General features: G+C 73.7%; 12 protein-coding genes and 1 pseudogene. 6 read left to right on the top strand and 7 right to left on the bottom strand.

Going from position 1 to position 15320, the window contains the following annotated elements; genetic code table 11:
* Positions 1-24: 24 nt before the first annotated feature.
* A partial coding sequence (locus tag UG55_RS02000) for a neutral zinc metallopeptidase (protein WP_396230788.1) occupies positions 25-625 on the bottom strand: 601 nt, incomplete at its 3' end.
* A 560-nt stretch (positions 626-1185) separates the two neighbouring features.
* On the opposite strand from UG55_RS02000, the gene UG55_RS01995 reads away from it, so the two are divergent.
* Entirely contained in the window at positions 1186-3516 is a 2331-nt protein-coding gene (locus tag UG55_RS01995; RefSeq protein WP_242423608.1) for an ATP-dependent RecD-like DNA helicase, read from the top strand.
* 58 nt (positions 3517-3574) lie between these two features.
* A complete protein-coding gene (locus UG55_RS46570; RefSeq protein ID WP_242423607.1) occupies positions 3575-4360 on the top strand; it encodes a helix-turn-helix transcriptional regulator in 786 nt (261 codons plus the stop codon).
* Here UG55_RS46570 and UG55_RS01985 read toward each other — a convergent pair.
* The 3 genes from UG55_RS01985 to UG55_RS01975 all read right to left on the bottom strand — a co-directional run bounded on the left by UG55_RS01985 (position 4313) and on the right by UG55_RS01975 (position 6448).
* Entirely contained in the window at positions 4313-5128 is an 816-nt protein-coding gene (locus UG55_RS01985) for a ClpP family protease (RefSeq protein WP_304440375.1), read from the bottom strand. The two genes, UG55_RS46570 and UG55_RS01985, sit on opposite strands and share 48 nt — an antisense overlap.
* A gap of 186 nt (positions 5129-5314) precedes the next feature.
* Complete coding sequence (locus tag UG55_RS01980; protein WP_066061945.1) at positions 5315-5773, bottom strand: MerR family transcriptional regulator; 459 nt, start codon at positions 5771-5773, stop codon at positions 5315-5317.
* A gap of 210 nt (positions 5774-5983) precedes the next feature.
* Complete coding sequence (locus UG55_RS01975; RefSeq protein ID WP_396230775.1) at positions 5984-6448, bottom strand: MerR family transcriptional regulator; 465 nt, start codon at positions 6446-6448, stop codon at positions 5984-5986.
* A 369-nt stretch (positions 6449-6817) separates the two neighbouring features.
* Between UG55_RS01975 and UG55_RS01970 the strand changes: the two genes are divergently transcribed.
* Entirely contained in the window at positions 6818-7753 is a 936-nt protein-coding gene (locus tag UG55_RS01970) for an NUDIX domain-containing protein (protein ID WP_066061940.1), read from the top strand.
* 198 nt (positions 7754-7951) lie between these two features.
* Positions 7952-9742, top strand: coding sequence for a serine/threonine-protein kinase (locus UG55_RS01965; RefSeq protein WP_242423606.1), 1791 nt, complete (start codon positions 7952-7954; stop codon positions 9740-9742).
* A gap of 87 nt (positions 9743-9829) precedes the next feature.
* Here UG55_RS01965 and UG55_RS01960 read toward each other — a convergent pair whose 3' ends face one another.
* Complete coding sequence (locus tag UG55_RS01960) at positions 9830-10375, bottom strand: helix-turn-helix transcriptional regulator (RefSeq protein ID WP_066061934.1); 546 nt, start codon at positions 10373-10375, stop codon at positions 9830-9832.
* Between the two features lie 508 nt (positions 10376-10883).
* Here UG55_RS01960 and UG55_RS01955 point away from each other — a divergent pair.
* A partial coding sequence (locus tag UG55_RS01955; RefSeq protein WP_242423605.1) for a DEDDh family exonuclease occupies positions 10884-11798 on the top strand: 915 nt, incomplete at its 5' end.
* A 63-nt stretch (positions 11799-11861) separates the two neighbouring features.
* Here the strand turns inward: UG55_RS01955 and UG55_RS01950 are convergent.
* Positions 11862-12344 (bottom strand): DUF309 domain-containing protein, encoded by a 483-nt coding sequence (locus UG55_RS01950; protein WP_066061931.1) that lies wholly within the window; start codon positions 12342-12344, stop codon positions 11862-11864.
* A gap of 31 nt (positions 12345-12375) precedes the next feature.
* Entirely contained in the window at positions 12376-13596 is a 1221-nt protein-coding gene (locus UG55_RS01945) for a serine/threonine-protein kinase (RefSeq protein WP_066061928.1), read from the bottom strand.
* 233 nt (positions 13597-13829) lie between these two features.
* On the opposite strand from UG55_RS01945, the pseudogene UG55_RS01940 reads away from it, so the two are divergent.
* A pseudogene (locus tag UG55_RS01940) lies at positions 13830-15319 on the top strand (ABC-F family ATP-binding cassette domain-containing protein); the annotation flags it as partial.
* Between the last annotated feature and the right edge of the window lies 1 nt (position 15320).

The raw sequence follows: 15320 nt of genomic DNA, 5'->3' as shown, positions 1-15320 counted from the left end.
GCCGCCGGCCGGGTCAGATCACCNGGATGCTGCCGTTCGGGGACTGGCCGATGCGGCGGCAGGTGTCGATGCTCTGCTGGTATCCGAGCGAGAACGCCTGTGCGCGCTGGGTGGGTGTGCCGTGGGCGTCCGGCGCGGTCGAGCCCTCCTGGTCGAACCAGCCGCCGCGGGTGTCGCCGAGGCTGTAGAAGAGCATCGCGCCGTTCATGGCCTCGTTCGAGGTGAGCCGGCCGGCCTCGACGGCGTGGTGGGCCTGGTTGCCGGCGAGGCAGTCGGCCTGGTTCTCCTCGGCCCGGGAGACCACGCCGAGGGTGCCGCCGAGCTTGTCGGCGCGGTGACCCAGCTCGTGCATGATCACGAAGGCCGGGTAGGACGGGCCGCCGGTCTGGCTGAGCTCGGCCATGAAGTCCATGCTGTACGCCACGGTGTCATCCAGTGTGCAGTACAGCGCGTTGTCGGCGAACGCCCGTGGGTCGGTGACCCCGTCCGCGCAGGCGATCTTCGGAATCTCGCCGTTGCGGTACGGCACGTAGTGCGGTGCGGTCCAGATGGCGCCGAGCTGGCCACGCCAGTAGCCGTTGACCGAGCCCGGGCAGTCGGCCGACTCGGTGATCAGGGTGGTCACGTCCTCGTTGTTCTGGATCCGGCCCCCGCAGGCGGGCCCGGCCGGCTCCGCCCATGCCGCGGTCGTTCCCGGGGAAAGGCCGGGCCAGCCCGTGAGCAGCAGGATCGACAGCACGAATATGGCCGCAAAGGACCTTCTGGCGCGCACGACGGCAACCGTAAAGGGCGAAGTGCGGCTTTTGATGTGCCTGTCGGCCTTTGTGGATTACCGCGCCCGGGGGTATGGCCTTTCCGGGCCCGCCTGAATGCGGCGGGCCGGTGCCCTGTCCAGCGCCTCAGCGCTCGCGGGACCTCCGTCGTGGTGATGGGCGGACCGGTGTGACGGTCATCCCGCGGCCGCGTCGGACGGCACCGAAAGGTCATTCGCGCACCGCCGCGGCGGGAGTTCCCACGCCGCTTCCGGCGCGTTCCAGACCGCCGGGTGTTTGCTGGCGAGAATGACCGGCCCGCGCCGCGGGATGTGCTCGGCCGCGGCCTGCTCACCGGATCGCCGGCCGGGTCGGTGGGCGTGCCCGGCCGCCCACCGACCCGAGACGGGCCGGCGTTCGCGGGTGAGCGAGGATGGCAGCTGATCCCGATGTCACCGGCGGCCCCAGCGGCCAGGCCGGCCGCGCCCCGCGGAGAGCAGCCGTTTCCAGCACCGAGTCCCGCCCGCCCGCCTCGACCGTCCCCGGCCGGCCGCCGTTCCAGCTCGCCGTCCTGGAAGCGGTACTGGAACGGATCACCTACGCCAACGAGGAGACCGGGTACACGGTCGCCCGGGTGGACCAGGGGCGCGGTGGCGACCTGCTGACGGTCGTGGGCGCGCTGCTCGGCGCCCAGCCCGGCGAGTCGCTGCGGATGCGCGGCCGCTGGGGATCGCACCCCCAGTACGGCCGCCAGTTCCAGGTCGAGGACTACACGACCGTCCTGCCGGCCAACATCCAGGGCATCCAGCGCTACCTGGGCTCCGGGCTCGTGAAGGGCATCGGGCCGCGGTTCGCCGAGCGGATCGTCGATCACTTCGGCCTGGCCGCGCTGGACGTCATCGAGAACGAGCCGGAACGGCTCATCGAGGTGCCGGGACTCGGCCCCAAGCGGACGAAGGCCATCGCGGCCGCCTGGGAGGAACAGAAGGCCATCAAGGAGGTGATGGTCTTCCTGCAGGGAGTCGGGGTCTCGACCTCGCTCGCCGTCAAGATCTACAAGCAGTACGGCGACACCTCGATCGACGTCGTGCGCACCGAGCCGTACCGGCTGGCCGCCGACGTCTGGGGCATCGGGTTCCGCACCGCGGACGTCATCGCGCAGGCCGTCGGCATCCCGCACGACAGCCCGCAGCGGATCAAGGCCGGGCTGCTGTTCACCCTGTCGGAGGCGACCGACGGGGGCCACTGCTTCCTGCCGGAGAACCGGCTGATCAGCGAGGCGGTGCGCATCCTCGGGGTGGACACCGGAGCGGTGATCGAAAGCCTGGGCGAGCTGGTCGCCGAGGAGGGCGTGACCCGGGAGGAGGTCCCCGGCGAGGACCCCGAGCAGCCGGTGGCCGCGGTGTACCTCGTCCCGTTCCATCGCGCCGAGGTCTCCGTCGCCAGCCAGCTGCTGCGGCTGCTGCGGGCCGACTCCGACCGCCTCGCGGCCTTCGCGGACGTCGACTGGGAGCGGGCGCTGGGCTGGCTGCGGGAACGCACCGGCGCCGAGCTCGCCGAGGCCCAGCGGGCGGCGGTCACGCTCGCGCTGACCTCGCGGGTGGCCGTCCTCACCGGTGGGCCCGGCTGCGGGAAGAGCTTCACCGTCCGCTCCGTCGTCGAGCTCGCCCGTGCCCGCCGCGCCCGGGTCGTGCTCACCGCGCCGACCGGGCGGGCCGCGAAACGGCTCGCCGAGCTGACCGGCCACGAGGCGTCGACCGTGCACCGCCTGCTGGAGCTGCGGCCGGGCGGCGACGCCGCCTACGACCGGGATCGTCCCCTGGAGGCCGATCTCATCGTGGTGGACGAGGCGTCCATGGTCGACCTGCTGCTGGCGAACAAACTGATCAAGGCGGTCGCGCCGGGCGCGCATCTGCTGCTGGTCGGCGATGTCGACCAGCTTCCCTCGGTCGGCGCCGGCCAGGTGCTGCGCGACCTGCTCGCCCCGGGCACCCCCGTGCCGCATGTGCGGTTGACGCAGGTGTTCCGGCAGGCGAGCGAGTCGGGCGTGGTGACGAACGCGCACCGCATCAACCGCGGCGAGCAGCCACTGACCCGCGGACTCGACGACTTCTTCCTCTTCGTCGCCGAGGACGCCGAGGAGGCGGCGCGCCTCACCGCCGACGTGGTCGCCCGCCGGATCCCGGCGAAGTTCGGCCTCGACCCGCGGCGGGACATCCAGGTGCTGGCCCCGATGCACCGCGGTCCGGCCGGCGCGGGCGCGCTCAACACCGCGTTGCAGGAGGCCCTGACCCCCAGCCGGCCGAACCGGCCCGAGCGCCGCTTCGGCGGGCGGGTCTTCCGGGTCGGCGACAAGGTCACCCAGGTGCGCAACAACTACGACAAGGGCGCGAACGGGGTGTTCAACGGCACGCTGGGCGTGGTCACCGGGCTGGATGAGGACAACCAGACGCTGACGGTGCGCACCGAGGAGGACGAGGACGTCGAGTACGCCTTCACCGAGCTCGACGAACTCGTGCACGCCTACGCGGTGACGATCCACCGGTCGCAGGGCAGCGAGTATCCGGCGGTGGTCATCCCGCTGACGACGAGCGCCTGGATGATGCTCCAGCGCAACCTGCTCTACACGGCGGTCACCCGCGCGCGCAAGCTCGTGGTGCTCGTCGGCTCCCGGCGCGCGATCGGTCAGGCGGTCCGGTCGGCCGGCCACGGGCAGCGGCACACCGCCCTCGCCCATCGGCTCCGCTCCGCGGCGGGCACCTGAGCCGACCGGAGCGGGGCGGGACGCCCGGGCCGGGCATCGGTGGGAGAGGATGGCGGTCGTGACGACGGCGGGCGCGGCGATGACGGACGGATCAGGGGCGGTCGCGGGCGGCGGGACGCCGGCGCGGCCCGGGCACCTCACCCCGGACGACAGGCCGACCCATGTCGCCGCCACGCCGCCGCTGCGTGACCTGTACGGGGCCGCGCTGCGCCGGCTTCGCCGCGAGCAGGGCCGAACGCTGCGGGAGGTCGCCGATGCCGCCCGGGTGTCGATGCCGTACCTCTCGGAGGTGGAACGCGGGCGCAAGGAGGCATCCTCGGAGGTGCTCGCGGCGATCTGCCGAGCGCTGGGGATCAGGATCGTCGACCTGGTCGTCCAGGTGCTGGGTGACCTGGTCAGGTACGAGCCGTTGCCCGCCCGGCGCGGCGGCCCGGTCGCTCCCGAGCCGGCCCGCGAGCCGGCCCGCGAGCCGGCCCGGCCAGCGGCACCCGCGGCACCCGCCCGGCCCGCGGTGCCCGTGAGATCGGCGGAGGCGCGGGTACCGGGGCCCGTCGACGGCACCGTCGCCGCCGTCGACGGCGCTGCCGGGGTGATCGCGGACAGCCCGGAGGCAGCCGACCTCGGGCTGATCGCGTCACACGAGATCGTCTCCGGTGGATCCGCCGTTCCGCACGCGGTGTCGGGCCGCCGGTTGGCCCGCCGCGTCCCCGGCCACCGCGGGCGGCCCCGCGGTGTTGTGTTCCCGGTGGCTCACCGCGCCGCCGGTACCCGCCCGTCACCCGGCACGCGGGGTCGGTCAGGCGGTGGGCGGTCCGAGGCGCGACGCGCCGCCGCGCGCTGGTGAGCCGGCCTCGATCCGACCGGCCTGGCCGATCCGACCGGCCTGGCCGATCCGACCCGCCTGGCCCGAGTGGCTGAGCACGTGGTCGACCAGGCCGTAGTCGCGGGCCTGCTCGGCGGTGAACCACCGGTCGCGGTCGGCGTCCGCCTCGATCCGGTCGACCGGCTGGCCCGAGTGCAGGGAGATCAGTTCCTGGATGACACGCTTGGCGGTCAGGAGCTGCTCCGCCTGGATCGCGATGTCCGAGGTGCCGCCGCCGATTCCGCCGGAAGGCTGGTGCATGAGGACCCGGGAATGCGGCAGGGCGTACCGCTTGCCGGGCGCCCCGGAGGTGAGCAGGACCTGCGCCATGGAGCCGGACAGCCCCAGCGCGACGGTCGCGACGTCGTTCGCGATGTACTGCATCGTGTCGTAGATGGCCATTCCCGCGCTCACGGAGCCACCCGGTGAATTGATGTAGAGAAAGATGTCCGCGGTCGGGTCATCGGCGGCGAGGAGAAGCAGCCGGGCGCAGATCGCGTTGGCCATCGCGTCCTCGACCGGCGACCCCAGAAAGACGATCCGGTTCGCCAGCAGACGTTGGAAGACCTGCTCGTCGAACGGCCCCGCCGGGGACTGCGAGGCGTTCGCCCGCGCGCCGGGGTGGCTTCCCGGCGGAATCCCGAGCGCCCGGGCCGGGAACATCTCCGCCGGTGCCGCTCGGTACGCCGAGGCGGTGCCAGGCGCGGGGGCGGTGCCGTTTTCGGCGACGACGTCGAACGGTGCGTGCATGGTGCGCAACCTCCCGCCGGCCCGCCGGGGTGGGAGTCACTGCATGGGCCGGCCCTGCCAGCCTCGCCGAGCGGGATGCCGGCCGGCGGGCGGTCTGCCGGTGGCAGATCTGCCCACGGCAGACCACGCGGGCCGCCGGACGAGGGCGCCGCCGTCAGCGGGTCAGGAGGTTACGAGGCCACCAGGTCAGGAGGCGCCGGGATCGATGTCGAAGCGCAGGCGCGCGCGTGCGGTGTCGTCATGCAGGGTCACCATGAAATCCTCGGCGACGCGGACCTGCTCCTGCAGGGACGCCAGCTTCTCCTCGGCGAGGCTCACCCAGGTCTCCAGCCGTCCGCGCAGCTCCTCGCGCCGCTCCCGGGGAAGCCCGTCCCGCTCGATCTCCTCACGCAGGCCGACCAGGGCGCGCATCTCGTCAAGCGTGAAACCGAGCGGCTTCATCTTCTTGATGAGCAGGAAACGGTCGAGCGCGTCGTCGTCGTACAGCGGACCGCCGCCGGCGGCCTGTCCCACGGCGACGAGCAGCCCGGCCTCCTCGTAGAAGCGGACAGTCCGCAGGGACAGCCCGACCAGGGTGGCGACCTCGCCGATCTCGTAGATGCCGCGGTGGGCTGAGGAAGGGGTGATGTTGCCTGTCGTGGACAATTCGACCCTTACGTCGGTATCGCGGGCAGTGACGGTGGGGTTGGCGTGACCGCGCCGGCTGGAACGACTGGCGGGAACGGATCCGGGTGCCGCGTCCGGGCCGGCAGGGCAGAACCCAGCATATTGGGGAGCCGCCGACAGGTGCGGACGGTGGTTACGATCGCGACGGCCGCACGAGGCACCCGCGCGAACGCCGTTCACGGCGGGGCGTCACCCGTTCCGGTGGTCGTCCCCGGGCCCGGTCCGCGAACGTTCGACGTCCCCGTGCAGGCCGACGACGAAGTCCTCGGCGACACCGGCCTGTTCACGCAGTGTGGCGAGTTTCTGCTCGGCCAGCACCGCCCACGTCCGCAGCCGCTCCCGCAGCTGCTCGCGCCGTTCGGGATCCAGCTCGGGATCGGCCAGTTCGTCGCGCACGGCCAGCAACGAACGCATCTCGTCCAGGGTGAAACCCAGCGGCTTCATTCGGCGGATCAGACGTAGCCGGTCGACGGCGTCTTCGTCATAAAGACGAAAGCCGCCGGGAGTGCGGCCGGTCGGCACGAGAAGGCCGGCTTCCTCGTAGTAGCGCACTGTTCGCAGTGACAATCCCACCTGCTCGGCGACCTCCCCGATCTGGAGCGTGTCGCGTTGGATCAGGCCGGGGAGGGATTCGTCCCTGCGCATCGTCGACAAAGCTACCCTTACGTCAGGGTCGGGAACCGTGTGCCGTGGCGCGGACAGGTGGCCGAACGGGGTGACTCCCGAACACGTCTGTACAGACTGTGCCATTGGTACCGAGCACTGTACGACGTCGCGAAGCACGGCGAAAACCGGCCTGAGGCGACATCCTGGACTTGTGAGTTGGCGGGTCGGGCGCGCGGGGGCGCGGGCGCGGTGGTGGCAGGGGCTGTACGCGGGAGCGGCGGGTGGCGGGTGACGGGTGACGGGTGACGGGTGGGTGAGCGTGGGCGTGCGCCCGGGCAAGGTGGAGTCGGGGGCGGAAGCGGGCAGGGCGCACCGGGCTCCGGACCGGGAACGGGAACGGGAAGGAGCGTCGGCGCGGTGAGCATCACCAACGAGGCGGTCGGGCGGGCCGTGCGGGCCTTCATCGCTCGTCACCCCGGCGACGCCAGGAGGCTGGGGCCGTTGCTGCGGGCGGTCGGGGACACCGCCGGCTCCGCGCGACTGACCTCCCGCCGGACGATGCCCGGTCACGTGACCTGCTCGATGCTGGCGTTGGACGGCCGGAGCCCGGATGGGCACGGCCGGGTGCTGCAGAACGGCCGGGTGCTGCAGATCCGTGACGGGGCCACCGGCCGGTGGCTGCCGCCGTCCGGTCATGTCGAGGACCGCGACTACTCGCTGCACGGTGCGGCCCTGCGTGAGCTGGCCGAGGAGACCGGCGTCGGGCGCCGGGGAGTCCGCCTGCTCACGCAACACCCGGTCGACATCGGCATCGACTGGGTGGATGCGGACGCGCTGGCTCGTGGCCCCGAGCATCTGCACTACGACTTCCGCTTCGTGGCCGTCATCCTCGCGGTCGGCTTCGCGCCCCCCACGGCCGCCGTGCCCCTCGCGCCCCTCGTGCCCTCCGCGCCCGTTGCCGCCGGGCCGCCGCCCGCCGCCCGTCGGGTTCCGCCGGCTCCGGCGAGTGCCACTTCCGTGTTCGGACGGTCACCCGCCGACGGGGGCGCCGGTACGCCGGGCGGCGGACCGCCGCCCGGCGGGTTCCCGGTCGGGAGTTCGGGCGCCGCGCCGGGTGCCCGGTCCGCCGCCACGCTGGCCGGCGGACCGGGCAGCGGCGCGTCCGGCGGCCAGGGACACCCCTCCGACCTCGCGGTATGGACCGCGGACGATGCCCGCGGCCTGCGCTGGGCCGCGCTCGCGGACGTGGAGCCCCGGCTGGCCGAGCGGGTCGCGGCGGCGGGGCGCGCCAGGTGGGACCGTCCCCGAACGAGGCTCGGCACCGGGTCGGCCGGCCGTCCCGAACGGGTGTAAGGGCAGGCACGGTCCGGTCCGAAGGTCCGCCGCACCCCCTTGGCCGGAGCACGATTTTTGTGGGCGCTCGTCGGCCCCGTCCCGGTGTGACGGGGCTCCGGGGGGTGGCCGCCACGCGCGACGTCGCCACCCGACGTCGGCAGGCCCGGCCCCGGACGGCAGCGCCCCACGCCAGTCAGAACGGGGGGAGTCCGGCGGATGGAGATTCCGAGGAGGTTGGGGCCGTTCCTGCTCACCCGCCGCATCGGGACCGGCGGAATGGGGACGGTCTACTACGGGACGATGGGCGGCCCGGATGGTCCGCCCGCGGCAGTGAAGGTGATCCGGACGGAGTTCGCCGACGATCCGGAGTTCCGGGCGCGCTTCCGGCGCGAGATCGAGGTCGTCCGCCGGGTGGCGGGTGCGTGTACGGCCCGCGTGCTGGCCGCTGACCCGGACGGCGATCCGCCGTACCTGGCCACCGAGTACCTGGCCGGGCCCAGCCTGGCCGAGTACGTGCGCGGCAACGGGCCGCTGACCGGTGAGCCGCTGCGCACGCTCGCCGTCGGCCTGGCCGAGGCCCTGGTCGCGATCCACCAGGCCGGTGTCGTCCACCGTGACCTCAAGCCGTCCAACGTGCTGCTTACCGGGGACGGTCCCCGGGTCGTCGACTTCGGGATCGCCCAGACCGCCGACACGGTGTCGCTGACGGGCGCCGGTTTCTCCGTGGGCAGCCCCGCCTACATGAGCCCCGAGCAGATCAGTGGGCGCTTCAGCGATCCGGCAATGGATGTGTTCGCCTGGGGCTGCACGGTCGCGTACGCGGCGACCGGGCGGTCCCCCTTCGGCGGCGGATCCGCCGACGCGGTGCTCTTCCGGGTCCGGCACGATCCCGCGAACCTCGACGGTGTGCCCGGCCGGCTGTACGTTCTGCTCGCCCGCGCGCTGGCCAAGAACGCCCGGGCCCGGCCGGACATCCGCACCGTGCTCCGCGAGATCCTCGCGATGTCGGACGTGGGCACGGCGGTCCGCAGTGACTCTCCGGATTCGGACCTGACCGCGCTGGTGAACCAGGTGATCGCCGAGGGGTGGCTGTCGACCGCGCACCTGGACGCCCGCATTCTCGACCTCGACACCCGGGACGTCGAGCTGCTGCCGGTCGTCCGCGCCCCGACCCCGCCCAGCGCCGCCGACCCACGGACCGCGGCCGGCCGGGGCGCCGGGGAGAGGCCCGCGGCCGCGACGACGGCCGGGGCCGGGGCCGGGGCCGGTACCACCGGACGCATCATGCCCACGCCGCCGAGGCCACCGGCGGGTCGCCCCACCGGCACAGGGCGGGCCTCGGCCGAAGGCCCGGCACGCTACGCGGTGCCGCAGCAGCGGACGGAGGACCAGCGCCCCGGGTCCGCCGACACGACGGCACCCAGGTTCGCCGTCCCGACCGATCCGCCCGCCGTGGGGCGGCGGGTGGCAGGCGGGACGCCAGCCGGCGGCCCCAGCCCCACCTCGGGCCCGAAGCCGGCGGGCACCGCAAGGCCCGCAGGCACCCCGAGGCCCGCCGGCACCGCGAGCGCAGCGGATCCACTCCGCGTATCGGCCCCGCGCCGCGGATCGGATCTGCTCCGCGCGGCGGCGCACCGGGGGGCGGAAGCCCTGTCCGGGCCGACGCCCTCGCGCGCGGCGACGACGCCCCGCGGACCGGAAGCTTCCGCTCGCCGGGGCGGTCGCCGGCGGCACCGGCGAGCGGGGGGCGCCCATTCGACCAGGGCCTGGAAGCGGGCGGCCCGCGGGCAGGCGCTCGGCGGCACTGCCGCCGCCGTCGCCGTGGTGGCCGGCGGGGCTCGGCTGTCCCGCCGCGAACGGCGGGAAATGCAGCGGGCGCTGCGTCGGCGGGCGCGGTTCGCATGGGCCGGCGGTCCGCTCCGGATCGGCGCCCTGAGCCTGGCGGCGTCGCTGGCCGGGTCGCTGGCCGTGGTGCTGGCCGTGGTGCTCTTCGCGGCGATCCGCTGAGAGTTCGGAGCCGGGCCGGCCGCCGGGGTACGGCGGCCGGCCCGGCCCGCGTCGGGCGCCGGCGGGCTCAGGCGCGCCCGCGGGTGCTCAGGAGCATCGCCGGGCGGCGCGTGCCTGGGGCCGAGGTTGCCGCGCCCCGGGCACGATCACACTGCGCACCGCGGAACTGCGCAGCAGGGCGGTGTTCAGCACCATCTCGTCGACCGGGACAGCCAGGCCCTCCTCGACCAGAGCCGACGCCGTGACGCTGTCACCGGCTCGCAGCACATCCCGAATCTGTTCCAGCACGCCGCGCAGGGTGGCGATCTGCTGGGCGCAGGTGGGAGTGCCGAGCGCTGGCAGCCACTCCGGCCACGGGTGGGCATGCACCTCCTGGTCGGACACACCCAGCTCGCGGGCGAGGGCGAGCTGTGATATGCGGTCCGGGATCACTCCGCGGTTCTCCCAGCGCCAGATCTTCTGGCGCTGCGCCGCCATGCTCGCCACGCCGAGTTCACGCGCTCGGATGGCGACGATGCGTGCCACGGTTTCATAGGACCAGCCGTGGAGTGCCCGCAGCCTGCGCAGCGGATGGCTCGGCCGCGTCGCGGACTCCGTGAGGCGAAGGGGATGCTCGGGCTGTACGACGAACATTCATCTCACCTTTTCTGTCGCGCCCCTGCCCTCCGATCGCTCGCGCACATGCGGACACATTCCAGCGATCTCCGCCCGTGGCACAACGTCGTGCCGAACGCACCCGGATGACGTCAGGTCGACGGCGTCCGGGTGATGTCTCCGCGGGGGAGAGCTTTACCTGACCGTCCCCGACAACGGCAGGTGTGACGGTGCGGAACCCCTGGGCGCCCAGGATCCCGGCACGACGATGTACCCGACACGTTCCACCGCACCGCACCGCACCGCTCGGACGGCGGGCTTCTCTATACCTGAGAAGGCCCGCGGGCCAGCAATGGAAGAACAATACCATCTGTTCTCGCGGCGAGATTGCCTGTTTCTCTCGTGATGCACTCCGCGCGATCCCGGATCGCGCTGCCGGCGCACTGCTTCGCGCCGGGCCGCACTCTTGTGTCGGACGTCTGCGCCATCATCTCCGGCTGTGAGTGCTGAGGTTGTTGACCCGCTCGGCTTCGCCGCCCGGTTCCCNCGCCCGTACGCGGTGGTGGACGTCGAGACAACAGGCCTGTCCCCGACCCGGGACAGGGTCCTGTCCGTGGCCGTGGTGCTGACGGCTCCCGACGGAACCGTGCAGCGCCGCTGGTCCACCCTTCTCGACCCCGGCTGTGATCCCGGGCCGGTGCACATTCATGGTCTGACCCGGCAGCGCCTGGCCGGCAGCCCCACGTTCGCCGCCATCGCGGACGAGCTGGCCGATCTGCTCGCCGGCCGGATTCTCGTGGCGCACAACGCGGCGTTCGACTGGAAAATGCTCGCCGGCGAGGCGCTGCGGATCGGGCAGACGCTCCCGGTGGAATGGCGGCTGTGCACGTTGACGCTGGCCAGCAGGCTCGGCCTGGAGCTGGCCAGCCTGCGCCTGGCCGCGCTGGCGGCCCACTGGGGCGTCGTCCAGCGCCGGGCGCACGATGCCCAGGACGACGCGGATGTGCTCGCGGCACTCCTCCCGCGCATTCTCGAGCGGGCAGCCGACCAGTATCTGGAGCTGCCACTGGTCCGGTGCGGCGTCGAGCGCGACGGGATAGTGGTGTATCCGCCGCGTCGTTCGACGGCCGGGCGGCCCGCGCCGTGCGGGTACCGCAATCCCGGCCCGCTGGCCCCCGGAGCCGCGATCGTCCAGGGAATGCGGATCGCCTTCACCGGGCCCACCCGCACGGAGCGGGGCACGCTCATCGACCGGGCGATCGCGGCCGGTTTACAGGTGACGGCCGGCGTGAGCCGCCGGACGAGCGTTCTGGTGACCAACGATCCCGGCGGCTCCACACGCAAGGCGCAGACCGCCGCCCGCCTCGGGATCCCCGTACGCGACGAGGAGGAGTTCCTGACGCTGCTGGCGGCCGTGCTGCCCGGAGCACCCGTCGCGCCGCTCGCGTCGGCGCCGTCCTGAGAGGCCGTCGGGGCGCCGCCCTTCCAGGGGGCACCCCGGTCCGGGGGGGGGCACCGCGTGCCGTCAGCGGGTGAGGAGCCGGGGCGGGTCGGGGCACCCGTTGGATGGCTCGTCCGACTCCAGCCGGGCGAGCAGGTCGCGGGCCCAGCGGGTGACGCCCGGTAGATCGACCGGGATCGTGTGGGCAGTGCTCCCCGGCGTGGTCCCGTCGCTCTCCAGCGGGTAGGAGGCGAGTTCGCCCAGCCCGCGCCGCAGCAGGCGCGCCGCGCCCCGGTGGTTGCCCCGGGCGGTGTGGACCAGACCCACCACGATCTGCGTGAGACCACGCCAGAGGCCACGTTCGGTGGTCGGAGCGGCCTTCCAGGCGCCTTCAAGCAGCTCATGCGCCTGGAAGTACAGCCCCGTGTCCAGCAGCTCCTGCGTGGCCCGCAGAACTGCCCGGGGCGAGCCCGGGAGGCCCTCCGGCAGTGGCGGCACTCCTGCCGAGCCGTACGGCAGGGGCCTGCCGAGGCGGTCGCGCGGACGTTGCGCCGGCCGGTCCGTCATGTCGGCGGCCCGGACCGCATGATCGCCACCACTATCCCGGCGGCGTGGGCCGCGAGCGTGCCCGCCACGGCCACTTCCACCCCCAACTCGAACTCCACCGCCACCACCGGCCCCACCGCTGTCCACGGGCCGGCCTCGGCTCCGTGCATGGTGCGGCCTCCTGGGGGTCGCCAGCCGATGGCGGGGCCGCGTCCGGCGGAACGGACGCGCTGTCGGCCATCTCGGCATCGTCCAGGATGCGCTCCAGCGCGTCGTCGTGCCCGCCCGGCGGCGTGGCCGATTCCGGCCCGGCGGTGGCCCGCCGCGGATGCCGGCTGGCCGCGGCCTCCCGGACGTCCTCATCCAGGAACACCGGGACTCCCGACCGGGCAAGCCAGTCGGCGCCCCGGGCGTGCGCCATGGCCCGCGCCAGGGCGAGGGAGAACTCGCGTGCCTCGGCCGGGCGGCGGGCCGGATCCTTGTTCAGCGCCCACTCGACGATCCGGGCGATCGACTCGGGAACGCCGGTGAGCGGGCGCGGGTCGACGGTGAGGTGATGGCGGGCCCATTCCAGCTGGGTCGGCGGCCGCACGTGGAACAGCGGCCGGCGGGCCAACAGCTCGTACAGCATGGTCCCGAGTCCGTACAGGTCGGTCGCCGGACCCAGCTCGCCCAGCCGGAACTGCTCCGGCGCCATGTAGCGGGGAGTGCCCACCGCGGGCGGGGTCAGGACGCGTCCGCCCGGTCCCGGTCCGTGCGCGTGCGCGATGCCGAAGTCGGTCAGCTTCGGGACGCCGTCCGCGGTGAACAGGATGTTGGCCGGTTTGACGTCTCGATGCAGGACTCCGCGGGAGTGCGCGTGCCCGAGCGCCGCGGCGGTGACGAGCGCGATGGCGCAGGCGGCCTCCACGGACAGCCCGGTGCTGGCCCGGTGCTGGAGGCTGCCCCCGTCGAGCAGTTCCATGACGATCAGCGCGAGATCGCCGTGGACGGCGTGGTGGATGACCTTCACCAGATGCGGGTGCTCCAGCCCGGACAACAGGCGGGCCTCAGCCTCGCCGTCCGGTCCGGCCGTCGTGGTGACCACCCGGGGCGCACCGGTGACGCCGAACGCCGGGCGCTCCTCGGCGTCCAGGGGAACGACCTTGATCGCGACCTGTCGGCCGGTCTCGTCCCGGCCGGCGAGGACGATGCCGGACGCCCCCCGGCCGAGTTCGGCCCCGAGGTCGTACCCGGGCAGCCCCGCGGCGACGAGGGGCCGGTCGATGATCATGAAGGTGTGCCCTGGCGTGCGCCGCCGGCGGCCGGCGGCGGGAGAGCTGGGGCAGCCGAAATTCCGGAGTCGGCTGATGGGGAGCAACCGGTCGGCGGGGGACAACCTGGAATGCAGCGCATGGTTGCCCCATTGTGGGTGTTTCCGGTGGGCGGTGCCGGGCGGGGCGCCGCCAGCACCGGCCCGTGGCACCAGGCTGATCGGACGAGCCCACCACCGGCGACACTGGACTCATGTCCGCCACTCTTGTCGCCTCCGATCTGACCGTCCTGCGCGGTGGCGCCGTCGTCCTGGCGGGGGTTTCGCTCACCGTCGCGCCCGGCGACCGTCTCGGTGTGGTCGGGCCCAACGGGGTCGGCAAGTCCACCCTGCTGCGCGCGCTGGCGGGTCTGGTCCCACCGGACGGGGGCCGGGTCGATCTCTCGCCGCCCAACGCGGTGGTCGGCCTGCTGCCCCAGGAGCCTGACCGTCGCCACGACGAGACCCTGCGGCAGTTCCTGGGCCGCCGGACCGGGGTCACCGCGGCGCAACGGGCGCTCGACCAGGCCACCGCGGACCTCACCGAGGGGGTGGCGGGCGCGGACGACCGGTACAGCCAGGCGCTCGACCGATGGCTGGCGATCGGCGCCGCGGACCTGGACCACCGGGCCGAGCAGGTCGTCGCCGAGCTCGGCCTGCCGGCGGGGTCGCTCGACCAGCCGACCGCCGTACTGTCCGGCGGCCAGGCGGCGCGGGGGTCGCTGGCGAGCGTGCTGCTCTCCCGCTTCGACATCACGCTGCTGGACGAACCGACCAACGACCTGGACTTCGACGGTCTGGAGCGACTTGAGCAGTACGTCGCGCAGATGCCCGGCGCGCTGGTCGTGGTCAGCCACGACCGGGAGTTCCTCGACCGCTCGATCGACGCCGTCGCCGAGATCGACCGGCACGAGCACACCGTCGCCCGCTACGCCGGCGGCTGGGATGCCTACCTGGAGACCCGCGGTCTCGTCCGCAGCCAGGCCCGCGAGCGTTACGAGCGATTCGCCGACCGGCGGGCCGACCTGATCGCGCAGGTGCAGCGCCAGCGCGAGCAGTCGGTGCGGGGCGCGGTGCGGGCGAAGCGCCGCGCCCCGGACGCGGACCGATCCGCCCGCGGCGCGCGGATCGAGGCGGCGACCAAGAGCGCGGGCCGGGTCCGCTCGCTGCAGACGCAGCTTGACCGGCTGGAGAGCGGCGAGGGAGCGGTCGCCGAGCCGCGCAAGGAATGGCAGCTGCGGATGTCGATCGCCACCGCCGCCCGCTCTGGTGATGTGGTGGCGACATTGAGCGGCGCCGTCGTCGAGCGCCCGGGCTTCCGGCTCGGGCCGGTGGACCTCACGGTCGCCTGGGCCGACCGGATTGTCGTCACCGGGCCGAACGGCAGCGGGAAGAGCACCCTGCTCGCCGCGTTGCTCGGCCGCCAGCCGTTGAGCGCGGGGCGCCATTCGCTCGGCTCGGGCGTTCAGCTCGGCGAGATCGACCAGGCCCGGTCCCGGTTCCGCGGCGAGGACACCGCGGCCGAGGTCGCCGAGGAGGCGACCGGCGCGTCGGCCGCCGACGTCCGGACCCTGTTCGCCAAGTTCGGGCTCGGCGCGGACCAGATGACCCGGCCGGCGTCGTCGCTGTCGCCAGGGGAGCGCACCCGGGCCGCGCTGGCGCTGCTGCAGGGCGTCGGAGTGAACTGCCTGGTGCTCGACGAGCCN

This window comes from Frankia sp. EI5c (assembly GCF_001636565.1).
Lineage (GTDB): Bacteria > Actinomycetota > Actinomycetes > Frankiales > Frankiaceae > Parafrankia.
The sequence above is the reverse complement of the archived record's forward strand: the minus strand, read 5'-3'. Positions and strand labels throughout refer to the sequence as shown.